Origin of the sequence: Sphingopyxis macrogoltabida (assembly GCF_001307295.1) — a bacterium.
Classification (GTDB): domain Bacteria; phylum Pseudomonadota; class Alphaproteobacteria; order Sphingomonadales; family Sphingomonadaceae; genus Sphingopyxis; species Sphingopyxis macrogoltabida_B.
Map to the genome: position 1 here is coordinate 4,559,443 of NZ_CP012700.1, position 21,648 is coordinate 4,581,090.

Genomic DNA, 21,648 nt, shown 5'->3' on the forward strand with positions numbered 1-21,648 from the left:
ATGCTCCTCCCCGCCCCCTTCACCGACTGGTTCGCCGCGCGCGGGTGGCGGCTCAGGCGGCATCAGGCCGACATGCTTGCGGCGGCGGCGCGCGGCGAGCATGCGCTGCTTGTCGCGGCGACCGGTGCGGGCAAGACGCTGTCGGGCTTCCTGCCGACGCTCGTCGACCTGGTGGAAAACCCTTCCGACCGGCTGCACACGCTTTATGTCTCGCCGCTGAAAGCGCTGGCGGCGGACGTCGAGCGCAACCTCACCGCCCCGATCGCCGAAATGGGGCTCGATATCAGCGTCGAAAGCCGCAGCGGCGATACCTCGTCCGACAAGAAGGCACGGCAGCGGAGCCGGCCGCCGAACATCCTGCTGACCACCCCCGAATCGCTGTCGCTGCTACTATCCTATCCCGACAGTTTCGCGATGTTCGCCGAGCTCAAGACGGTGGTGATCGACGAAATCCACGCCTTCGCTCCCGGCAAGCGCGGCGACCTGCTCAGCCTCTCGCTCGCCCGGTTGCAGCAAATCTCGCCCGCGCTGCGCCGTGTCGGCCTGTCGGCGACGATCGCCGACCCGCCGCAATATGCCGCCTGGCTTGCGCCCGACAGCCGCGGCGATACGGTGACGATCGTCGAGGGCGAGCCGGGCGCCGAGCCCGATATTGCGATCCTGCTCCCCGAAGGGGCGGTGCCCTGGGCCGGGCATTCGGGGCGCTATGCGGTCCATCAGGTGATGGAAGTGATCGCGGCGAACCGTACGACGATCATCTTCTGCAACACCCGCGGGCTCGCCGAACTGATCTTTCAGGAGCTGTGGAAGGTCAACGACCTCAGCCTGCCGATCGCCATCCACCACGGCAGCCTCGACCGCGAGGCGCGCCAGCGCGCCGAAGCGGCGATGGCCGAAGGGCGGCTGCGCGCGCTCGTCGCGACCGCCAGCCTCGACCTCGGGCTCGACTGGGGCGATGTCGACTGCGTGATCCAGATGGGCGCGCCGAAGGGCTCGTCGCGGCTGCTCCAGCGCATCGGCCGCGCCAACCACCGGCTCGACGAGCCGAGCCGGGCGCTGATCGTGCCGGGCAACCGCTTCGAATATCTCGAAGCGCGCGCGGCGCTGGACGCCGTCGAGGCGGGCGAGCGCGACGCCGACCGCTTCCGCCCCGGCGCGCTCGACGTGCTCGCGCAGCATGTGATGGCGCTCGCCTGCGCGGCACCGTTCGGTGAGGAGGAACTGCTCGCCGAGGTGCGGAGCGCGGCGCCGTACCGCTGGCTCGACGCCGACTTGTTCGCGCGCCTGCTTGGCTTCGTGCGCGACGGCGGCTATGCGCTCAAAAGCTACGACCGGTTTCGTCGGCTTGCCCCTGACGGGCAGGGTGGTTGGCGGATCGCGCACCCGCGACTCGCCGCACAGCACCGGCTCAATGCGGGGATCATCGTCGAGGCGCCGATGGCCGAGGTGCGCTTCAAGAACGGCCGGCGGCTTGGCAAGGTCGAGGAATATTTCGCCAGCACGCTGTCGCCGGGCGACACCTTTGCCTTTGCCGGGCTCAGCCTCGAGGTCGAATCGATCCGCGACACCGACCTGATCGTCCGCGCGACGACGCGGCCGGCGCGCATCCCGAGCTATATGGGCGCGCGCATGGCGATTTCGACGCGGCTCGCCGACCGGGTGCGCGGCTTCCTCGCCGATCCGGCAAGCTGGCAGCGCTTTCCCGAGGATGTGCGCTTCTGGCTGGAGATGCAGGCGCTGCGCTCGGTTCTGCCGCGTCCCGGCGAACTGCTGGTCGAGACCTTTCCCCACGAAGGCGCGCATTATATGGTCGCCTATCCGTTCGAGGGGTGGAACGCGCACCAGTCGCTCGGCATGCTGATCACCAAAAGGATGGAGCGCGCGGGGTTGCAGCCATTGGGCTTCGTCGCCTCCGACTATGCGCTCGCCATCTGGTCGCTGCGGCCGGTGGCCGACCCCGCGACGCTGTTCGATGCGGCGATTCTCGAGGACGAGTTCGTCGAATGGGTCGAGCGGTCGCACCTGCTGAAGCGGGCGTTTCGCGAGGTCGCGGTGATCGGCGGGCTGATCGAGCGCCAGCATCCGGGCAAACGCAAGACCGGCAAGCAGGTGACCTTTTCAACCGACCTGATCTTCGACGTGCTGCGCAAATACGAACCCGACCACCTGCTGCTCGAAGCCGCCTGGGCCGATGCGCGCGAGCGGCTGACCGACGTTGCGCGGCTTGGCGACCTGCTCGATCGCGCCGCGGGGACGATGGTGCACCGGCGGCTCGAACGGATCAGCCCGCTGGCGATCCCCGTGCTGGTGCTGATCGGGCGCGAGAATGTCGCCGCCGCCGATATCGACGACGCGCTGCTCGGCGAGCTCGCCGATGCGCTGGCGGAGGAAGCGATGCGGCCCGACTAGAGTCTGTCCTGAAGAGATTGAGGCGTCGTGACGGAGCCGATTTTGGCTCAGGGCGAGAAGCGAGGAGGGAGCCATGCTGCAGCATAGTGACCGACGAGCGACGCGGCCCTGGACCAAAATCGGCCCGCCCCGAAGGGGTTGCCCCGGGAAGCCCGCCGGACATCGTCACGTCGCTGGCAGGGGCCACCAGCCCCTGCGGCGCGTCGCTCCTTGCCGGCGAACTCCCGGGGCAATCACGACGCCTCAATCTCTTCAGGACAGACTCTAGGCTGATATGGGGCGGAATCCCGGCTAGCGGCAGTCTTCGATCACGCGGCCGATTTCGGACTGGACGGGCAGCGTCAGCCCGCTGCCGCCGGGGGTTTCCAGCGCAAAGCGGCCGCGGCTGAAGGCGATGCGGTCAAGGCGGATGTCGCGGTTCGGGACCGTCGCGTTGCCGTCCTCGAAACGGAGCTGGTCGGTGCCGGCGCTGGTGCGCAGGCTGACATCGCCCGCGAGGCCCGAGGTCAGTCGAATCGCGCTGCCGGTGCATGCCATGGTCAGCAACGGCGCGGCGCTGCCGGTCGGCACAAAGGCGGCGGTGCGGCTGCCTGCGTCATAGCGCCACGCGCCATTGTTGACCGCGCGGCTTTCCCACGACCCGCTCGTCGGCGGCGCGGGCGCCGGCGCGGGGGCCGGGGCCGGCAGCGGCGCGGGGGCGGGCGGCGGGGCTTCGGGGGTCGGGATGGCGGTACAGCTCGCGACGGCGAGCATCAGCGGCACGGCGGTGCCGTACCGAAACCAGGCGCGCTGCCAGCTCATTCGCCAAATCCTTGCCAATCGATCACGTCTTCCAGCTCTACGCGCGGCACCGGCCACCGGTTCACCGCGGCATCTTCGTCGGCATAGCCGATCGCGAGCCCCGAAAACAGGATCTGGTCGTCGCCGAGCCCCAGCGTGCGGCGCACCGTCGCGCCGTACATCGCCCAGCATTCCTGCGGGCAGCTCGCGAGGCCATGTTCGACGAGCAGCAGCATCACCGATTGCAGCCACATTCCCATGTCGGACCATTGCGGCGGACCCATGATCCGCGAGCAATGGAGGAACAGCATCACCGGCGCGCCGAAGCCGCGGTAATTGTGGCGGAACTGGTCGAGCCGCGCCGGCTTGTCCTCGCGCGGGATGCCGAGCGATGCATAAAGCGCCTCGCCGACGCCGTAACGGCGGCTTTCCCACGGATCGGTCAGCCCCTTGGGATAGATGTCATATTCGGGCTCATAACCCTCGCGCCCCATCGCGATCCGCGCCGCGACCGCGTCCTGCACCGCCTGCCACGGCGCGCCGGTCAGCACCGTCGCCTGCCACGGCTGGAGGTTGCCGCCCGACGGCGCGCGCTGGGCGGCGGCGAAGATGTCGCGGAGCAGTGCGGGGTCGACCGGCCGGTCGGTAAAGGCGCGCACCGAGCGGCGGCGATGCAGCGCATCGGTTACCGAAGCGGTGGTGGCGGGCGGGGAAAGCGTATCAGTCACTGGCATATTTATCCTCGCGGCGCTTGCCGAACAGCAGCTTGCGTTCGAGCCGGGCCTTCAACTGGCGATAGTAGTTCAACAGGAAGACGTCATCCTCTTCGGCGACGGGACGCCCGATTTTAGCGCGGATCGTGTCGGCGACCTCGCGCATCGCGCGCGCGTCGCGGGCACGCAGCACGCGTTCGAGCTCCTGCAGCTCGAAAATTCCGTAGACGGACAGTTCGGCTTCGGTGAAGGCGATGGCGCCCGTCTGGTCGCCGGCAACCCCGATATCGGCGTCGAGCTTGACGCGCTGCGCCATCACCACCCACGTCCCCGCGATCAGGTCGCCCATCCGCATCCGGTCGCGGTTGAACAGCAGGAACAGGCTGAGCGTCAGCGACCAGAGCACGCCCGCGAGCACGGTCCAGCCCGATATGGCATCCTCCGAAATGCCGTTGCCGAGCATCATCAGCGGCAGGAAGAGTTCGAGTTCGCGGATCAGGTTGCGCGCGACCACCGCGTCGGCCGTCAGTCGCCCGCCGTCGCGCGCGACGACACGAACGCCCATCAGCCGTTTGCCCGGCGTCGCGGCGCGCTGGCCGAGTTCGAAGCCGATGAACCAGAAGGTCCTGAGCGCGAAGAAGCCGAGCATCCAGACGACATAGGCAATGTCGGATTTCGACCCGACGCCGACCCACGCGATGAAGAAGGAAAAGACGAAGAGGGCGACGACGATCAGCGTCAGGTCGACGACCAGCGCGCCGAGGCGCAGCCCCGCACTCGCGATCTTCAGTTCGAGGTCGACGCCCTCGGGCGTGATGAACTGGCGGATTTTCTTCGCCCGCGCCTCGCGCAGCTTGAGGTTGCTCGCGGCGGTCATGTGACATCCTCGCGCCGCGGGACATAATAATAAGCGAGCCAGAACAGCAGCATCAGCGTTCCGATGCCATAGCGCAGTAGCGTGTCGGTGATGAGTTGGCGCCCGAAGCCTTCGAGCAGCCCGGCGACGAGCAGCATCAATATCACCCCGACCATCACCTTGCCCGCGGTGCGCCCCGCCGCCGAAGCCGCCTCCAGCCGGCCGCGCGCGCCGGGAAAGACGACCGCGGTACCGATCCGGAGCCCCGCGGCGCCCGACAGCGCGGCGGCGAACAGCTCGGTCGTGCCGTGGATGAACAGCCAGCCGCCGAAATCGAAACCGAGGCCCTTGTTCGCGAACACCGCGAGCATCGCGCCGAGCCCGATGCCCTGATAATATTCGAGCATCATCGTCGGCACGCCGAAGGCGAAGCCGAGCGCGAAGGACAGGATCGACACCTGGCTGTTGTGGGTGAACAGGAAGGTGGCGAAAACGTGGAGCCCGCTTTCCTGTTCGCTCGCGGCCTTGCCATGGCCGATCGTCGACTGGAGAAACTCGGCCGTCGCGCGCGGATCGCGGCCGCCCGACATCCCCTCGTCGATGAAATTGAAATACCATTCGGGCTGGTGCGCGACGAGCGAGTAACTGGTCAGCGCGCCGAGGATGATGATCAGCGCAATGACGATCGTTTCTTTCCACACCGATCGCACCGCGGCGGGCCAGTCGTAGAGGAAGAAACGCCGCACCCGGCTCCAGCGCGTTTCGCGCACGCCATAGACCAGGAAATAGCCGCGGATCGACAGTGCCTCGAGATGATCGAGCAGCGCCTTGTCGAGGCTGGTCGCGCGCGCGATCGACAGCGAGGAGAGGGTGGCGCGATAGAGCAGGGGCAGTTGCAGCAATTCGTCGCTGGTCAGCGCCTTGGCGCCCTTTTTTTCGAGCTTGGTGAGCAGCAGGTCGAAGGCGATCCAGTCGGCCTCGCGCTCGGCGCGAAAGCGGCCGGTCGAAAAGGCCGGGGCGGTGATGGCGGGGGCAGCGGGCGTGGTCACAGGCTGCCGGCCCGCTTGATGCCGAGATAGGCGTCGACCGCGCTCGCGCCCATCGCGTCGGCGGGAACCTCGATCACGTCGGCGCCGAGCCGTTGGAGCCGCGCGATGACGAGTTGCCGGTCGCGCAGCATCGCCGCCGCGACGTTCGAGCGCGTGACGTCGGCGCCGCTTTCGGGGCGGCGCCTTTCCTCGCTTTCGACCTCCTCGTCCTTGATGACGACGAACAGCAGGCGGTGCTTCTGCACCAGCCGCCCGGCGGCGCGGATCATCAGGTCGGCGCTCGTGGCGTCGGTGAATTCGGTGAACAATATGATCAGCGAGCGGCGGTTGAGCTGGGCGCTCAGCGTGGTGAGCGCGAGGGTGAAATTGCTTTCGACATGCGCATAGTCGATCAGGCTCGCGGCGCGTTGCAGCGCCGGAAAATCCTGCGTGTGCATATAGGCTGGGGTCAGCGTGTGCGGCTTGGCGGCGAAGGAAAAGAGGCTGATCCGGTCGTTGAGTTTGAGCCCGACATAGGCGAGGAGCAGCGCCGCCGACACCGCGCGGTCGACGCGCGGCATGCCGCCGACCGGCTCGGCCATCGTCCGCCCGCCGTCGATGGCGAGGACGACGCGATTGTCGCGCTCGACGCGATATTCCTTGGCGAGCAGTTTGACGTGGCGCGCCGTGGCGTTCCAGTCGATCGCGCGCCGGTCCATCCCCGGCTGATATTCGGCGAGCGCCTCATACTCGGTGCCTTCGCCGCGGAAGCGCTGCTGGCGAAGGCCGAACCAGCTGTTGCGCTGGAACAGCCGGCTGCCCTCCTCGGTCACCGCGCGCAGGCTGGGGACGACGCTGATCGGGCGGTCGATCGCGAAGCGGCGCTGTTTCCAGACGAGCCCGAGCGGCCCCGCCCAGCGGATCCACAGCGCCTCGACCAGCGCCTGTCCGCGCCGGGTCGCGGCGAGCGACAGCGTCTGGGCGAGCGTTTGCGATCTGCCATCGCCAGTGTCGACCGCGCGCAGCGTGCCGGCGAGGCGTCCGCCGGCGGCGAGCCGGTCGTCGAGCGCGAGCGCGAGTTCGGCGCGCCGCGGCACCGCGACCCCGCTGGCGGTGACCGACAGGTCGAACGCGTCGCCGACGCCGACCTGATGCGGAAAGCGGGTGTCGAGCGCGAGGCGGCGCGGGCTGGCCCCGGCAATCGTGTCGAGAAGCAGGCAGGCGAGAATCACCGCGATCCACCCGGGCGCGATCAGCCACAGTTCGGGCCGGACCAGCCCGAGCGCCAGCGCGAGCGGGGCGCCGAGCAGCAGCAGATAGATGGCGCGGCGGGTGGGGTATATCATCTTGAGTATCCCTCCCTGCGGCGCAGCCGTGGGGAGGGGGACCGCCGAAGGCGGTGGAGGGGCTGCGGGGGTGCGCCAACGGCCCCTCCGTCAGCCCTGCGGGCTGCCACCTCCCCATCGCTACGCGACAGGGAGGATTGTGTGAAGCGCTCGCTCACCGGGGCACTTCCTCGCGTTCGAGCAGCGCCGCGACGACCTGTTCGACATTGCGACCCTCGATCTCGGCGGCGGCCGACAGGATGACGCGGTGGCGCAGCACGCCGGCGGCGAGGCGCTGGATATCGTCGGGGATTACATAGTCGCGGCCGTCGAGCGCCGCCGCGGCGCAGGCGGCGCGCGCCAGCAGGGTCGCGGCGCGTGGGCTGGCGCCGCACTCGAGATCGGCGCTCTCGCGCGTCGCGCGGACGAGGCGGACGATATAGTCGACGATCTCCTCGGCGAGGCGGACGGTCGCGATCGTGTCGATCGCGGCGCCGATCGCCTTGGCATCGGCGACCTTGGTCACGCCGAAATCGGCGACCGCGGGGCTTTTGAAGCGTCCGCCATGGTCGGCGACGATGCGGCGTTCCTCCGCAGCGTCGGGATAATCGACGACGAGCTTGAACAGGAAGCGGTCGAGCTGCGCCTCGGGCAGCGGATAGACGCCCTGCTGTTCGATCGGGTTCTGCGTCGCGAGCACGGTGAAGCGCGGGCTCATCGTATGGGGTTCGCCGTTGATCGTGACGCGGCGTTCCTGCATCGCCTCGAGCAGCGCGGCCTGCGTCTTCGGCGGGGTGCGATTGATTTCGTCGGCGAGCAGCAGTTCGGTGAAGATCGGCCCCTTGGTGAGGGTGAAGCTCGACGTCTGGAAGTTGAACAGGTTCGACCCCAATATGTCGCCGGGCATCAGGTCGGGGGTGAACTGGATGCGCCCGAAATCGAGACCCGTGGCGCGCGCGAAGGCTTGCGCCAGCAGCGTCTTGGCAGTTCCCGGCGGGCCTTCGAGCAGGACATGGCCGCCCGCGAGCAGCGCGATCGTCACCATCCGGGTCAGCGGCGCCTGCCCGAACACGACCTTGGCGACTTCGCCCTCGATCGCGGCGCCGAGCGCCTGCACGCCCGCGATCCCTTCGGCGATATTATTGGCTGTCACGGAGTAAATCCTTCCTGATGTCGTGCAGCGCCTGCGCGTCTGCCAGAAATTCGTGGGTGTTGCGCGCCAGCGGCAGCCGCCGGGCGAGCGCGGAGAAGAGGTCGCTGCCGGCCGGCAGATGCTTGTCGATCCACGCGTCGGTCGCGTCGTCGTCGAGCCCCGACGGCGCGTGGAGCCGGCGCGCGATGGCACCGCGCTGGCTTTTTACAAAAGCGTCGGCACCGTCGAGTTCGCGCCGTGCCTGCTTGATCAGATCGGCGCTGTTGGCGATCAGCGCCGCTTTCGAGACCGGAATCGCGCGGGCGGGCTTCAGCGCCGGGCCGAAGCGCGCCCAGGCCTGCCACAGCGCGAGCAGCCCCGCCGCGATCAGGCACAGGGTGATGCCGATAAACGGCGGGACGAAGGCGAAACGGAGCAGCGAGCGCCCGCCGCCGAGGCCGTTCAGCGTGACGTCGAAGGCGAGCGCGTTCGCATCGGCATCTTCGCCGATCGCGTCGATCAGCATCGCCGCGCCCCGCGCCTTGTCGCGCGAGGCAAAGGCGAGATTGTTGATGAGGTCGGGGTCGGCGAGGATATAGCGGTCGTGCTCGCGCGACCGCGCCAGCACCGCGCCGCCGTCGGGCCCCGCGATCAGCACGTCGAGCTGCTCGCCCTTCACCGTCTGCACATTGGCGGGCAGCGTCACCGAAAATGCGCGGTTCGCGAGGTCGACCGGCACCGCCGCGGCCTTGCCCGGCGTTGCGGCGACCGTCACCTTGCCGAACAGCGCTTCGGGAAGCAGCCGTGCGGACGGGGTCACGGGGATGCCCGCGCCGACCCAGCCGGGTTTGGCCGCCTGTCCGGGGACGGTCATCACCTCCCATTTCGGCAGCACGATCAGGACTTTGCCGCCGCTTTGCGCATCGATCAGCTCGCTAATCTCCTCGGGCCGGCTGCGATGCGTCGGGGTCAGGATGAGCAGCGGGTGATATTCTTCATAGCTTTGGCTTTCGACCGTGCGGCGCAGTTCGACCTCGGCACCGGCGCGTTCGAGCAGGTCGACGATCCCCGCATAGCCCGGCGCCCCCTTCGCCAGCGCATGGCCGCCGCCGTTGTTGCCGCTCGACAATTGCGGGCCGAGCGCGATCAGCGCCCAGAGCGCGATGAAGGCGATGACGCCGATCGCGACGACGCCCGCGATCAGGCGCGGGTTGAAACCATGGTCGCTGGCGGCGGCGGCGCTCATGTCCGCGCCCAGTTACGCGGTACCGTCAGTTCGGCATAGGCGCTGCGGCACTGGTCCCACGCCCCTGCGTCGATCGATCGCCCGCCGAACAGGCTGATCTCGACCGCGCGCGCGATGCGGCTGAACGCGTCGCGGGCGACGCCGGGCAGGTCGTGCGCTTCGGCGAGTTCGCGCGAAGTCATCGCCGGGCGGACAAGCCCCGGGCGCCGCCCTTCGATATCCTCGACGCTGCGATAGAGCAGCAGATGGATTGCTTCGGCGAAGCGGCCCTCGGCGGCGAGCGCGTCGGCTTCGGCGAGCAGCGCGCGCGCGGCGCCGGCTTCGGCCTGTCCGACCTGATCCTCCTCGGCCGCAGCGCGCCGCCGCCCGAAACGCAGCCGGTCGACCCATTCGGCGAAGGCCGGAACGAAATGATAGAGGATGAACAGCAGAAGCAGCGCGGCGCCGACCCACAATATGGGCTTCACCGCCGGCGCGCTCCACTGGAAGAAGTCGCCGATCGCATTGAACAGCGATTTCAGCCATTCGGGTGTTTCGGGCTGCGGCGGCGGGGGCGGAAAGCCCGTCTGGATTTCGCCCCCCGCGACGGTCTGGCCATAGCCGGGGTCGACAAGTTCGGGATCGATCAGCCATCCCTGACCGTCTACAGGGCCGGCGGACTCGGCGGCGGCCGAAGCCTGGGCGATCCACAAGGATATCATATTGAAATGCTGGCCCGGCCCCGGTCGTTCATCGGAGGAGTGGTAGCGCGATGCGGCGCGGGAAGGCAAGAGAGGCTTGCGCGGCGAACGGCCCCGTTCTAGCGCGCGAAGATCGACGGGTGGTTGCCGGCGCAACCATGTTGACGCGGTGGGAGACGGGCATTGGATGCGGCGCAGGCAGTGCATGAGAAATTTCTGGCCGCGCTGGCAGGAAGAAATCTCCCGGGTCGCCCCGATGCGCCAGATCCCGCCGCCATCGGCCTGTCGCGCAGCGGCGCCACCGACATCTTCCTGTCGCAGCTCACCAGCCGCCAGATGGACCGGCTGTCGCGCCATCTGCAGGCGCGCGGCGAGGGTTTCTATACGATCGGATCGTCGGGGCACGAGGGCAATGCCGCGGTCGCCGCAGCGCTGCGCGTCACCGATATGGCATTCCTCCACTATCGTTCGAACGCCTTCCAGCTCCACCGCGCGCGCCAGCTTCCCGGCGGGACGCCGACATGGGACATGCTGCTGAGCTTTGCGGCCTCGTCCGAAGACCCGATTTCGGGCGGACGGCACAAGGTGATCGGGTCGAAGCCGCTCGCGATCCCGCCGCAGACCTCGACGATCGCCTCGCACCTGCCGAAGGCGGTCGGCGCCGCCTTTTCGATCGGGATTGCGCGGCGGCTCGGTATGAAGGACCTGCCGCTTCCCGACGACGCTATCGTGCTGACCAGCTTCGGCGATGCCTCGGCCAACCATTCGACCGCGCAGGGCGCTTTCAATACCGCGGGCTGGACGGCGTTCCAGGGCTCGCCGATGCCGCTGATCTTCCTGTGCGAGGATAATGGTATCGGGATTTCGACGCGGACGCCCACAGGATGGATCGAGGCGCAGTTCCGCCATCGCGCCGGGCTCCACTATATCCAGTGCGACGGCACCGATCTGGCGTCGGCCTATGCCGGTGCGAAGGAAGCTGCGGATTATGCGCGTCGCACGCGCAAGCCGGTGTTCCTCCACATGGCGACGGTGCGCCTCTATGGCCATGCCGGTTCGGACGTGCAGGGCGCCTATCTGCCCAAGGCGCTGATCGAATCCGACGAGGCGCGCGATCCGCTGCTCAAGGGCGCGGCGCTGATGGCGGAGCAGGGCTGGATGTCGCCCGCCGAGGTCGCCGACGCCTATGAGGAGATCGGGGCGACGCTGGCCCGGCAGGCCGAAGCCGCGATAAAGCGTCCCAAGATCACCACCCCTGCGCATGTGATGGCCAGCCTCGTGCCGCCGAAGCGCGAGGTTGTTCGCGCCAACAGCCCTGCGGCCGAGGATCGCAAGGCGATGTTCGGCAGCGATGCCGGGCAGATGGACAAGCCGATGCATATGGCGCGGCTCTTGAGCTGGGCGCTCGCCGACCTGATGCTGGCGCACAAGGAAATCGCGGTGATGGGCGAGGACGTCGGGCCGAAAGGCGGCGTCTATAACGTTACCGCAAAGCTCCACCAGCGCTTCGGTTCGGCGCGCGTCATCAACACCCTGCTCGACGAACAGGCGATCCTCGGGCTGGCGATCGGCATGGCCCACAATGGGTTCGTCCCGATGCCCGAGATCCAGTTCCTCGCCTATGTCCACAATGCCGAGGACCAGATCCGCGGCGAGGCGGCGACGCTCAGCTTCTTCTCGGACGGCCAATATACCAATCCGATGGTCATCCGCATCGCCGGGCTCGGTTACCAGAAGGGTTTCGGCGGCCATTTCCACAACGACAACAGCCTTGCGGTGTTTCGCGACATCCCGGGGGTCATCCTCGCGGTGCCGTCGAACGGCCGCGATGCGGTGCAGATGCTGCGCGAATGCGTAAGGCTGGCGCGCGAGGAACAGCGCGTCGTCGTCTTCGTCGAACCGATCGCGCTCTATATGACGCGTGACCTGCACGCGGAAGGCGACGGCTTGTGGACCAGCGTCTATGAAGCCCCGGGCGAAGGCACGCCGATCCGCCTTGGCGACGTCGGGGTGCACGGGCAGGGTACCGACCTTGCGATCGTTACCTATGGCAACGGCACTTATTTGTCTCGGCAGGCCGAGAAATTGCTCGCCGCCGATGGCGTCAAGGCGCGCGTGATCGACCTGCGCTGGCTCGGCCCCGTCGACGAGGAGAAGCTCGTCGCCGCGGTCGGCGATGCCAAGCGGATCCTGATCGTCGACGAATGCCGCATCACCGGATCGCAGAGCGAGGCGCTGATGGCGACTTTCGTCGAGCGCACCCCGGATAAGAAGCTGGCGCGGATTGCCGCCGACGACAGCTTCATTCCGCTGGGGCGCGCGGCGACGCTGACCCTGCCGAGCCGTGACAGCATCTACGCTGCCGCCAAGGAGCTGCTGGCATGAGCGCGCGCAGGAGTGCGCTCGTCGTCGCCCCCGGCCGCGGCACCTATGGCAAGGGCGAACTCGGCAGCATCGCGCGGCTGCACGGGCGGCGCTTTGCCGGGTTGATTGCCGGTTTCGATGCGCAGCGCCGCGACCGCGGCCAGCCGACGGTCACCGAACTCGACGGCGCCGGTCGTTTCAGCGTCGCGACGCATATGCGCGGCGATGTCGCGGCGCCGCTGATCTACACCGCGACCGCACTCGATTATCTGAGCATCGATCGCGACAAATATGATGTCGTCGCGGTCGCGGGCAATTCGATGGGCTGGTACAGTGCGCTCGCCTTGGGCGGCGCGGTATCGGTCGAGGACGGTTTCCGTATCAGCAATGCCATGGGCCTCAACAGCCAGACGCACGGCCCCGGCGGGCAGATTTTGCTGCAGGTCGTCGACGAGGATTGGCGCCCCGTCTCCGGGCTGCGCGAGAGGCTCTTCGATCTTGTCGCCGACATCGGTTCGCGCCCCGGCTGCGCGCTCGCGCTGTCGATCAATCTGGCCGGCATGCTGGTCTTCGCGGGCAATGAAGACGGTCTTGCCGCGCTGCTCGCCGAAGGGCCGCCGACCCCGGGACGCGATCCGCTGCGCCTCGCCGGTCATGGCCCCTTCCACACTCCGCTGATGTTCGGCAGTTCGGACAAGGCGAAGGCCGAATTGCCCGCCTCGCTGTTCGGCGCCCCCGCGATCCCGATGGTCGATGGCCGCGGTCATATCTGGCGCCGCTTCGCGAGCGATCCGGACGCCGTCTGGAATTACACCTTCGGCCACCAGATCCTAGCGCCCTATGATTTTGCGCTCTCGGTGCAGGTTGCGGTCAAGGAATATGCGCCTGACGTGATCATCCTGCCCGGTCCGGGCGACACGCTTGGCGGCGCGATCGCGCAGTCGCTGATCGGCATCGAATGGCAGGGCATCCGCAGCAAGGCCGACTTCATGGCGCGGCAGGCTGCCGATCCGATCCTGTTGTCGATGGGCCGCGCCGAACAGCGCGGGCTGGTCGCGGGAAGTTAGCTTTCGTTTCGGCAACGCCGAAACGAGACGGCACCGGCCCGCTCCCCCACCCAACCTCTCGAACATAGTATCCTATGGGAGGTTGGGTGGGGGAGCGGGCCGGTGCCGCTCCACGTCAGTGGAAAAAGATTCTTACGAAGCAGGGCCGGCGGTGGTGGGAAGCCGCCGCCAGCCCTGCTCGATTGCGCGTGCCAGGTGGGGTTGGCACGTGCGGGCGAACGGCTGCGCCGATGGGGACCAACTCAAGGGCGGTACGCCGTTCAATCTCCTTATAGGCGCCTCGCGACCGATCCGGCCGGTTCGGCCCCGCCTTATGCGCCGAAACGGATGGGCTTCGGCGGTTCGCCGGCCGATTCGGCGATGAATTGCAATCGCAGCAGTTCGGCGACGCTGCCGACCTGGGCGCGCCGCATGATGTTGGCGCGGTGCACCTCGACCGTCCGCGGGCTGAGGTCGAGGCGGCGGGCGATCGCCTTGTTGCCGAGCCCCGCGGCGATCGCGCCGACGATGTCGCGTTCGCGCGGCGTCAGCGCGGCGAGCCGCATTTCCGCGTCGCGATGCCGGGTCAGCGCGTCCTGCCGGAGGTGCCAGTCGCCGAGCGAGCGGTCGACGGCGCGGCGGACAAGCCGCGGGTCGAGCGGGGCGGGGAGCAGATCCTGCACTCCGCCGCGCAGGATCGCGCGCGATTCGGCGATACTCAGCCGGTCGGCGGCGACGAAAATCGTCGTGTTGGCGCGCCCCGCGATCCGGTCGAGCAGCGCGGCGCCGCTCGTCGGGCCGGGTTGACGCCAGTGGAACAGCAACAGGCCGCCTTCATGCTCGGCCCCGGCCTCTAGCCAGGCATCGGCATTCGCAAAGCTGCGTACGACGCGGCGGCTGCCCGCCGCGAGCGCGCGAAAGCAGGCCGCACGCTCGGTCGGGTCCGGCAGGACGAGATGGATATGGCCCCCATGATCGCTCACCCCGCCCTGCTGCCGCGCCGGGCGCGGCAAGCCCAGCGCGATCCGGTCGGCTTCGGCGCCAGTTCGGAGCAAGGAGCGGGCGGCATGTCGCCGCCGCGGCGAGAATATCTGGTGACCCCTACGGGAGGGGTCCATGCAAATCTTAGCCAGATGAAATCAATAACTTAATGACGATCCGGTGCGCGTTATGGATTTCCCAATACCGGAATCGGATTGAACACTCATTAAACTATGAATGAACATGTTGACGGAGGGTGTTGCCTGTTGCAGGATGGCTTCGCTTTTCCGGAAGAAGTCGTTCAGCGAGCGTATCTATCGGAAGATCGGCCAAGGGACGGCCGCGCAAGAATGCGCGGACCAGATCCGACGATGGGAGATTGATGATGAGGCGCATGCTTTTCGGGTTGCTGCTTGGCGCGTCGTTGGCGACGCCCGCTTTGGCGCAGACGGCGGTCGCGACCGATGCCGGTACGGTGGCCGGCGCGGCGGATGCCCAGGTCATTTCATTCAAGGGGATTCCCTACGCCGCACCGCCGATCGGGCCGCTGCGGTGGAAGGCGCCCGAGCGCGCCCCTGCCTGGACCGGCGTGCGCGAGGCGAAGGCCTATGGCAACGCCTGTCCGCAGCCCGTCCGCCCTGAAGCCTGGGCACAGGTAGGCGCGCAGAGCGAGGATTGCCTCTTCCTCAACGTCTGGCGGCCGAAAAAGCCCGGAAAATATCCGGTGATGGTCTTCATGCACGGCGGCGGCTTTGTCTTTGGCGCGGCGGGCGTGCCGCTGTACGAGGGATCGGCTCTCGCCGCGCGCGGCGCGGTGGTTGTCACGATGAACTATCGGCTCGGCCGGCTCGGCTATTTTGCGCATCCCGCGCTGACCCGCGAAGATCCTGACGGAAAGCTCGGCAATTTCGGCGTGATGGACCAGATCGCGTCGCTCGAGTGGGTGAAGCGCAACATCGCCGGCTTCGGCGGCGACCCCGGCAATGTGATGATATTCGGCGAATCCGCAGGCGCGGGGGCAGTACAGATACTGATGGGATCGCCGGCAGCGGCGGGGTTGTTCCACAAGGCGGCGTCGCAGTCGGGGTCGGGAAGCACCGTGCTGGCGCCGATCCGCGGCGGTGCGATCAATGCCGAGATGCTTGGCCAGAAGTTCACCGACGAGCTTGGACTCAAGGATCCCACCGCCGAGCAGCTTCGCGCGATCCCGGTCGCCGAGATCATCAAGGCACGCGCGTTTCCCTTCATCGACGGCAAGGTCGTGACGATGAGCCCTGGCGAGGCCTTCTACAAGAACAGACAGGTGCGCGTTCCGTTGATCATCGGCTCGAACTCGAATGAATCGAGCCTCGGCGGCATGACCGAGGCGACGGCGAAGATGGTGCTGGGGAGCGCCTTTCCCGAACTCCATGCGGGCTATGTCGCATTGACGGGCAAGAAGCCCGATGCGGCCGCGGTCGATCTCGCCGAGGGGCTCGGCTTCGTCCTGCCCTCGATCGCGGTCGCCGACCAGCATGCGGCAACCGGCAACAAGGCCTTCGCCTATTATTTCGATCAGGTGCCGGTCGATCAGCGCGCCACGGCCGCGGGAACCGACCATGGCGGCGAGCTCGAGTATTTGTTCGGCAACAAGGCGGCGGAACATCGCTGGGATGCCGAGGATGTGAAGGTGTCGAAGCAGATGGGCGACTATTGGGTGCGCTTCGCTACGACGGGCGACCCCAATGGCAAGGGCGCGGTGCGCTGGCCCGCGGTGACGACGCCGCCGACCGACTATCTGGTCATCAGTGCCAAACCCCATGCTGCGCGGCTTACGCCCATCGAGGAAAAGGCGAAGGCGGCCGCGATGGCGGGGGCGATCAAGACGTGGACGGCGCCGACCGCACCCTGAACAGGCGGCACGCGGCACATCTTCAGGAGAGATTATGACTATCGCATCGAACCGGCCGACCCGGCGGGAAGTCTTCGCCGGCGCGGCCGGCCTCGTTGCCGCGGTCGGTGCGACGCCGGCGGGGGCGCTCGCCGCCGGACGCAAGGCGCCCGAAGGCTTTCTGTGGGGCACCGCGATCTCGGCGCATCAGAGCGAGGGCGGCAACACCGCGTCGGATAGCTGGCTGCTCGAGACGAACAAGCCGACTGCCTTTACCGACCCGTCGGGTGACGCCTGCGACAGCTATCATCGATATGAAGAAGACCTCGACATTGCGGCGAGCCTTGGTCTCAACTGCTATCGCTTCGGCATCGAATGGGCGCGGATCGAACCCGCCGAGGGCATGTTTTCCGAAGCCGCGCTCGACCATTATGCCCGCGTGTTGAAGGCGTGCCGCGCGCGCGGGCTGATGCCGATGGTGACCTATAATCATTTCACCGTGCCCTTGTGGTTCGCGATGCGCGGCGGGTTCGAAGTCGCCGACGGCGCCGACCTGTTCGCGCGCTTCTGTGGCCGCGCGACCGAGCGGCTGGGGCCGCTGATCGGCATGGCGACGACGTTCAACGAGGCGAATATTCTGGGGCTGCGCAAGGTGATCCCGCGTTTCGCGAGCGACGCCGCGGCTGAAAATGCCCGCGCGATGATCGCGGCGGCGGCGAAACGCACAAATTCGCCCGATTTTTCGTCGATGCTGTTCGGCAATCCCGACAAGATCGACAGGGTCATGCTCGACGCGCATGCCAAGGGCTATGCGGCGATCAAGGCGGCGCGGGCCGACCTGCCCGTCGGCGTGACCTTGTCGATGCAGGAAATCCAGGGCGTCGGCGAAGGTCATCGCGGCAGGGAGGCCGAGCAAACCATGTACGGCGGCTGGATCGAGGCGGCACGCCAGTCCGATTTCATCGGCGTCCAGACCTATTCGCGGCTGCGCATCGGGCCGAAGGGGCTGCTGCCGCCTGCGCCCGGCGCGCCGCTCACCGACATGGGGTACGAGAATTATCCGGCTGCGGTCGGGCACACGATCCGTTATGCCGCCAAACATATCGGCAAGCCGCTCTATCTGACCGAAACCGGGATCGGCACCACCGACGACGCCGTGCGGATCGCTTTCATCAAGGCGACGATGGACGAGGTCAGCAAGTGCATCGACGACGGGATCGATGTGAAGGGCTATCTCTATTGGTCGCTGCTCGACAACTTCGAATGGACGTCGGGCTATGCGAAGAAGTTCGGGCTGGTCGAAGTCGACCGCAAGACCTTCAAGCGCACGCTGAAACCGAGTGCACGCTATCTCGGCATGCGGGCGCGGGCCAACCGGATCTGACGGGCGGCCCGCACTTCCACTATCGGTCGAAAACGTTGGTCCACATATATTCGGCAACGTCGATGGGCGCCACATAGTCGCCCGAGTAGCCGAGGCCGACATAACCGCTGTAGAGGACATGCGTGCCCCCGACGATCGTCACGAGGCCGGCGCGCGTGCCGGCGCGGCAATCGCGATATTCCTCGACGCGGACATCGGCCTTCAGCTGGATACGCGTGAGTTCGTCGCTGCACCCGTCGAGGCGTTTCCACGCCGCCAGGCTTTCGCGGGCGCCTTGAATCCCTAGTGGCACACCGAGCAGGTTGGCAGGCAGCGGCCACGGCGGGGGGTTGCCGAAATAGTTGATCGTGCCGTCGTCGGTCGCCGCGATCGCCGTGACGCTGATCGGCCGTGCGGGGCGGCACTGATCGGTGTTGAGCGGGAAGGATATCGACACTACCGCGGTGACGACGTCGGCTGCCTCGCACGCCATTCGCTGCGCCATGCCGCCGCCGTTCGAGATACCCGTCACATATACGCGGCTGTCGTCGATATTCGCTCGGCGCTTCATTTCACCCACGACGGAACGCAGGAAGGCGACATCGTCGACGAGCAACGCGTTGCCGAGAAAGCAGCAGCCGTAAGCGTTCCAGCTCAGCGCTACGCCATCGGGCCAGACCGCGATGAAGCCGCGGCGATCGGATTCGCGAAGCTGTCCCGACCATTGGCGCTCGTCGGCGGCATTGCTGCTGAAACCATGCAGGTCGAGTAACAGCGGGACGTCGTCGCGGCCGCTATAGCTCTCGGGAACATGCACGAGAAAGGAGCGGAGCAGCCCGCCCGACCATATGGCGATACGGTGGTCGCCCGGCTGGAGGCAATTGCTCGCGCACGGTGCGGCCGAGGCGGGCGCCGATGAGGCCGCCAATGCGGCGAGTAGGGCGACCATGAAAGCGCGCAGCGCCCCGAAAAGCGAATATGTCATATCCTCTCCTTCTTCATCTGCTGTGGGGCGGGGAGGGCAGCGGTGTGAGGTCGCCGTCGTCGAGCAGCTCGGGCGGCAGCGGCGGGTCGGTGAATGGCTTTCGCGGCGCCATTTCTGTGAGCGGGGGGCGGTTTTCGAACGTCGGCGAGGCAGGGGGTTCGAGAATGCGCGACGGCCGGGACGGAGCGCGATCCGCTTGCGGCGCGGCCACGATGACGACCACCGGACGCGACGCGGGGTCGGTGGACGGGCCATTGTCGCAGCCGGCGAGAAAAGCCGGCAGCAGCAGAGCCGCATTGGGCAAGCGCGCAGCGGTCATGATGACATTGCCAAGGGTCGAGCGACCGCCCTGCAGCATTCGGCCGTGGATCGAAGGGCGCGCGCACAAGCGTCCGCACGCCATGGTGCCGTGATCGGGCATCTGCCTCTCCCATCCCGCTATTTTGCGAATCGAGCGATGGCTTATCATCGATTTCGGAAATTCACTACAATATTAATGAGCGTATGTTTTTCCGAAAGAGTTTGCGAATTATGTCGATAATTTGTTTTGTTACGTAGCGTTTTTTCGAATTGAAAGATGTTCAATCATGTATGAATGTATGTTGACAACGCGCATTTTTGGGCACAAGTCTCCCATCGAGAACGCCGCAGAGCGTTTTGCCATTGGGAGAAGATATGATGAGCAAGCTGATGCTTTCCGTGTCGGCCGTAGCCCTGCTGGGGCCCGTGCCGGTTTTTGCTCAGACGACGACCGCACCGGTCGATGAAGCCGCTGCCGCGCCGTCGGGTGACGAGATCGTCGTCACCGCCGAGCGCCGCACGACTAGCCTGCAGCGGAGCAGTGTCGCCGCGACCGTGCTCAGCGGCGAGGATCTGGTGCGCAAGAGCGTCAACAGCGTCGAGGGACTTCAGTTCGCCTCGCCGTCACTGACAGTTAACACGACGGGGCAGGGCAATGCCTTCAACATCCGCGGTATCGGCAAGACCGAACAGACGAGTGCGATCGGCGTCGGCGTCATCACCTATCGCGACGGTGTCGCAACCCTGCCCGGCTATTTCCAGAGCGAGCCCTATTACGATATCGCCAGCGTCGAAGTGCTGCGCGGTCCGCAAGGGACCTTCGCGGGTGGCAACGCGACCGGCGGTGCGGTGTTCATCACCCAGCAAAACCCGACCTTCGACCGCGTTGGCGGCTATTTCCTTGCCCAATATGGCAATTACGATCATATGAAGCTGCAGGGTGCGCTCAACATTCCGCACAGCGATACGCTCGCGATCCGCTTTGCCGGCAATATGGAACGCCGCGATACTTTCTATGACGTGTCGGGCCCGTGGACCGGCAATCCTGGCAACCGCCGCGATTACAGCGCGCGCGTCAGCATCGCGTGGGAGCCGACGCCCGAACTCACCGTCCTGCTGAAGGGCGATTACAACAATATCGAATATGGCGGCCTGCCCGCGAGCCGTGGCACCGAAACCGGCGACCCGCTCAAGGTCGCCAACGACGCCCATCTTAGCGGCCGCGACGAATTCGGCCGCGTCGTGCTCAACGTCGCCTACAAGTTCGACAATGGCCTGACGCTGCGTTCGATCAGCGGCTTCCAGCGCGGTACGACGCAGATATCCTATGACTCCGACGGTACCGCGACGATTATCCCCGCACTGTCGTTCCGCGACAACATCACCGAGGAAATCTGGTCGCAGGAATTCAACATCGTCTCGCCGGATACCGGGCCCTTTACCTGGGTGCTCGGCGGCTATTACCAGCACGACAAGATCACCATCCCGGAAAACGGCGGCTATTATTCGGATGCGACGCCGAACACGCCGACCGCGCTCGACATCGAAATCGTCGGTACCAATCCCAAGACCGCGCTCGCCGCTTTCGGTCAGTTCGGATACGAACTGACCGACGGGCTGCAGATCACGGTTGGCGGCCGTTGGTCGCGCACCACTTCGGCCAACGACGCCGAAGCCCGCGCCTATTTCACCGGCATTCCCGGCCCAATCCTTGTGCTCCCGCAGGTCGATCGGACGGTCAACACGAAGGTCAACGGCAAGATCGCGCTGAACTGGACTGTCGATCCGAACCATTTCCTCTATGCCTTCGTCGCCACCGGCAGCAAGGCGGGCGGTCTTAACGGCCCGAACATCCTTGGCCGGACGCCGTTGGCCTTTGATGCGGAGGACGTCACCGATTTTGAGGCGGGCTGGAAAGGGACCTGGTTCGACGGCCACCTGCGTACGCAGCTTGGCGGCTACTATAACCTCTACAAGAATTTCCAGGTCAGCATCGTCGACCCGATCTCGCCGAGCATTTCCTCGATCTTTAACGTCCCTGGCAAAACCAAGCTCTATGGCCTTGAATTTTCGGCGCAGGGCAATTTCGACGCCATGTCTTTCGATCTTGCAGCTTCGGTTTCCAACTCGAAACTCGGCAGCTTCTTTGCGGCCGATCCCCGGCTCGGTGGCGCTCCGGCCGTGTGCAACCCCGAAAGCGGGCCGGCGACCGCCCGCTGTCTTGACCTGACCGGCAACGAACAGGCCTATGCGCCGAAGCTGACGCTCAGCGCTGGCGCGCAATATGCCATCCCGCTGGGCAACGAAGCAACGCTGACACCGCGCGTCGACTTCGCGCATATCGCCGCGAGTTGGGGTAGTCTGTTCCAGAATCCGTTATTCGGCGACCGGCTCGAGGCGCGCAACATCCTCAATGCACAACTGACGCTGGAGAGCGGCGACTGGACGATCGCTGCCTATGGCACCAACCTGACCAACCAGCATTATGTCGCGGCGATCAATGGCGCCCGCCGTCTTGCCGGGGCACCGCGCCAATATGGACTGCGCGTCAGCCGCAACTTCTGATCCTC

17 protein-coding genes are annotated in these 21,648 nt (G+C 66.7%); 6 read left to right on the forward strand and 11 right to left on the reverse strand.

The genetic code is table 11. The features are described from left to right. A complete protein-coding gene (locus tag AN936_RS21260; RefSeq protein ID WP_054590481.1) occupies positions 1 to 2,409 on the forward strand; it encodes a ligase-associated DNA damage response DEXH box helicase in 2,409 nt (802 codons plus the stop codon). 291 nt (positions 2,410 to 2,700) lie between these two features. On the opposite strand, the gene AN936_RS25165 is transcribed toward AN936_RS21260, so the two are convergent. The 8 genes from AN936_RS25165 to AN936_RS21300 form a co-directional block, all read right to left on the reverse strand. After that, on the reverse strand, positions 2,701 to 3,210 hold the full coding sequence (locus AN936_RS25165) for a hypothetical protein (RefSeq protein WP_054589819.1): 510 nt from the start codon (positions 3,208 to 3,210) through the stop codon (positions 2,701 to 2,703). Further along, positions 3,207 to 3,923: a nitroreductase gene (locus AN936_RS21270; protein ID WP_054589820.1), complete on the reverse strand. Its 717-nt coding sequence runs from the start codon at positions 3,921 to 3,923 to the stop codon at positions 3,207 to 3,209. The genes AN936_RS25165 and AN936_RS21270 overlap by 4 nt, the downstream gene beginning before the upstream one ends. Beyond that, positions 3,910 to 4,779: an RDD family protein gene (locus AN936_RS21275; protein WP_054589821.1), complete on the reverse strand. Its 870-nt coding sequence runs from the start codon at positions 4,777 to 4,779 to the stop codon at positions 3,910 to 3,912. The genes AN936_RS21270 and AN936_RS21275 overlap by 14 nt, the downstream gene beginning before the upstream one ends. Next, positions 4,776 to 5,807: a stage II sporulation protein M gene (locus AN936_RS21280; RefSeq protein ID WP_084758574.1), complete on the reverse strand. Its 1,032-nt coding sequence runs from the start codon at positions 5,805 to 5,807 to the stop codon at positions 4,776 to 4,778. The genes AN936_RS21275 and AN936_RS21280 overlap by 4 nt, the downstream gene beginning before the upstream one ends. Beyond that, positions 5,804 to 7,132 carry a DUF58 domain-containing protein gene (locus AN936_RS21285; protein WP_054589822.1) on the reverse strand — a complete coding sequence of 443 codons (1,329 nt, stop codon included), beginning with the start codon at positions 7,130 to 7,132 and terminating at the stop codon, positions 5,804 to 5,806. Before AN936_RS21285 ends, AN936_RS21280 begins: the two co-directional genes overlap by 4 nt. Before the next feature lie 154 nt (positions 7,133 to 7,286). Then, positions 7,287 to 8,249, reverse strand: a complete 963-nt coding sequence (locus AN936_RS21290; protein WP_173585694.1) for an AAA family ATPase — start codon at positions 8,247 to 8,249, stop codon at positions 7,287 to 7,289. Between the two features lies 1 nt (position 8,250). Continuing rightward, positions 8,251 to 9,489: a DUF4350 domain-containing protein gene (locus tag AN936_RS21295; RefSeq protein ID WP_054589823.1), complete on the reverse strand. Its 1,239-nt coding sequence runs from the start codon at positions 9,487 to 9,489 to the stop codon at positions 8,251 to 8,253. After that, positions 9,486 to 10,190: a DUF4129 domain-containing protein gene (locus tag AN936_RS21300; RefSeq protein WP_054589824.1), complete on the reverse strand. Its 705-nt coding sequence runs from the start codon at positions 10,188 to 10,190 to the stop codon at positions 9,486 to 9,488. The genes AN936_RS21295 and AN936_RS21300 overlap by 4 nt, the downstream gene beginning before the upstream one ends. Positions 10,191 to 10,370: 180 nt before the next feature. On the opposite strand from AN936_RS21300, the gene AN936_RS21305 reads away from it, so the two are divergent. Together AN936_RS21305 and AN936_RS21310 are read left to right on the forward strand one after the other, a co-directional pair. Further along, complete coding sequence (locus AN936_RS21305) at positions 10,371 to 12,554, forward strand: dehydrogenase E1 component subunit alpha/beta (protein ID WP_234715672.1); 2,184 nt, start codon at positions 10,371 to 10,373, stop codon at positions 12,552 to 12,554. Then, positions 12,551 to 13,600 carry an ACP S-malonyltransferase gene (locus AN936_RS21310; protein ID WP_054589826.1) on the forward strand — a complete coding sequence of 350 codons (1,050 nt, stop codon included), beginning with the start codon at positions 12,551 to 12,553 and terminating at the stop codon, positions 13,598 to 13,600. The genes AN936_RS21305 and AN936_RS21310 overlap by 4 nt, the downstream gene beginning before the upstream one ends. 311 nt (positions 13,601 to 13,911) lie before the next feature. On the opposite strand, the gene AN936_RS21315 is transcribed toward AN936_RS21310, so the two are convergent. Then, positions 13,912 to 14,634, reverse strand: a complete 723-nt coding sequence (locus AN936_RS21315; protein WP_234715673.1) for a response regulator transcription factor — start codon at positions 14,632 to 14,634, stop codon at positions 13,912 to 13,914. 311 nt (positions 14,635 to 14,945) lie between these two features. Here AN936_RS21315 and AN936_RS21320 point away from each other — a divergent pair, with 311 nt between their 5' ends. Next, a complete protein-coding gene (locus AN936_RS21320) occupies positions 14,946 to 16,451 on the forward strand; it encodes a carboxylesterase/lipase family protein (RefSeq protein WP_158500124.1) in 1,506 nt (501 codons plus the stop codon). 34 nt (positions 16,452 to 16,485) lie between these two features. After that, complete coding sequence (locus AN936_RS21325; RefSeq protein ID WP_054589828.1) at positions 16,486 to 17,814, forward strand: glycoside hydrolase family 1 protein; 1,329 nt, start codon at positions 16,486 to 16,488, stop codon at positions 17,812 to 17,814. A gap of 19 nt (positions 17,815 to 17,833) precedes the next feature. Here the strand turns inward: AN936_RS21325 and AN936_RS21330 are convergent, their stop codons facing one another. Together AN936_RS21330 and AN936_RS25170 are read right to left on the reverse strand one after the other, a co-directional pair. Further along, on the reverse strand, positions 17,834 to 18,778 hold the full coding sequence (locus AN936_RS21330; RefSeq protein WP_054589829.1) for an alpha/beta hydrolase family esterase: 945 nt from the start codon (positions 18,776 to 18,778) through the stop codon (positions 17,834 to 17,836). Between the two features lie 13 nt (positions 18,779 to 18,791). Then, positions 18,792 to 19,199, reverse strand: coding sequence for a hypothetical protein (locus tag AN936_RS25170; RefSeq protein ID WP_054589830.1), 408 nt, complete (start codon positions 19,197 to 19,199; stop codon positions 18,792 to 18,794). Positions 19,200 to 19,456: 257 nt separating this feature from the next. On the opposite strand from AN936_RS25170, the gene AN936_RS21340 reads away from it, so the two are divergent. Then, complete coding sequence (locus tag AN936_RS21340) at positions 19,457 to 21,643, forward strand: TonB-dependent receptor (RefSeq protein ID WP_158500125.1); 2,187 nt, start codon at positions 19,457 to 19,459, stop codon at positions 21,641 to 21,643. Positions 21,644 to 21,648: the final 5 nt, after the last annotated feature.

Coding starts and splice junctions, on each gene's coding strand:
- AN936_RS21260 (WP_054590481.1), top strand. CDS start 1: ATGCTCCTCCCCGCCCCCTTCACCGACTGGTTCGCCGCGCGCGGGTGG.
- AN936_RS25165 (WP_054589819.1), bottom strand. CDS start 3,210: ATGAGCTGGCAGCGCGCCTGGTTTCGGTACGGCACCGCCGTGCCGCTG.
- AN936_RS21270 (WP_054589820.1), bottom strand. CDS start 3,923: ATGCCAGTGACTGATACGCTTTCCCCGCCCGCCACCACCGCTTCGGTA.
- AN936_RS21275 (WP_054589821.1), bottom strand. CDS start 4,779: ATGACCGCCGCGAGCAACCTCAAGCTGCGCGAGGCGCGGGCGAAGAAA.
- AN936_RS21285 (WP_054589822.1), bottom strand. CDS start 7,132: ATGATATACCCCACCCGCCGCGCCATCTATCTGCTGCTGCTCGGCGCC.
- AN936_RS21295 (WP_054589823.1), bottom strand. CDS start 9,489: ATGAGCGCCGCCGCCGCCAGCGACCATGGTTTCAACCCGCGCCTGATC.
- AN936_RS21300 (WP_054589824.1), bottom strand. CDS start 10,190: ATGATATCCTTGTGGATCGCCCAGGCTTCGGCCGCCGCCGAGTCCGCC.
- AN936_RS21310 (WP_054589826.1), top strand. CDS start 12,551: ATGAGCGCGCGCAGGAGTGCGCTCGTCGTCGCCCCCGGCCGCGGCACC.
- AN936_RS21320 (WP_158500124.1), top strand. CDS start 14,946: ATGAGGCGCATGCTTTTCGGGTTGCTGCTTGGCGCGTCGTTGGCGACG.
- AN936_RS21325 (WP_054589828.1), top strand. CDS start 16,486: ATGACTATCGCATCGAACCGGCCGACCCGGCGGGAAGTCTTCGCCGGC.
- AN936_RS21330 (WP_054589829.1), bottom strand. CDS start 18,778: ATGACATATTCGCTTTTCGGGGCGCTGCGCGCTTTCATGGTCGCCCTA.
- AN936_RS25170 (WP_054589830.1), bottom strand. CDS start 19,199: ATGCCCGATCACGGCACCATGGCGTGCGGACGCTTGTGCGCGCGCCCT.
- AN936_RS21340 (WP_158500125.1), top strand. CDS start 19,457: ATGAGCAAGCTGATGCTTTCCGTGTCGGCCGTAGCCCTGCTGGGGCCC.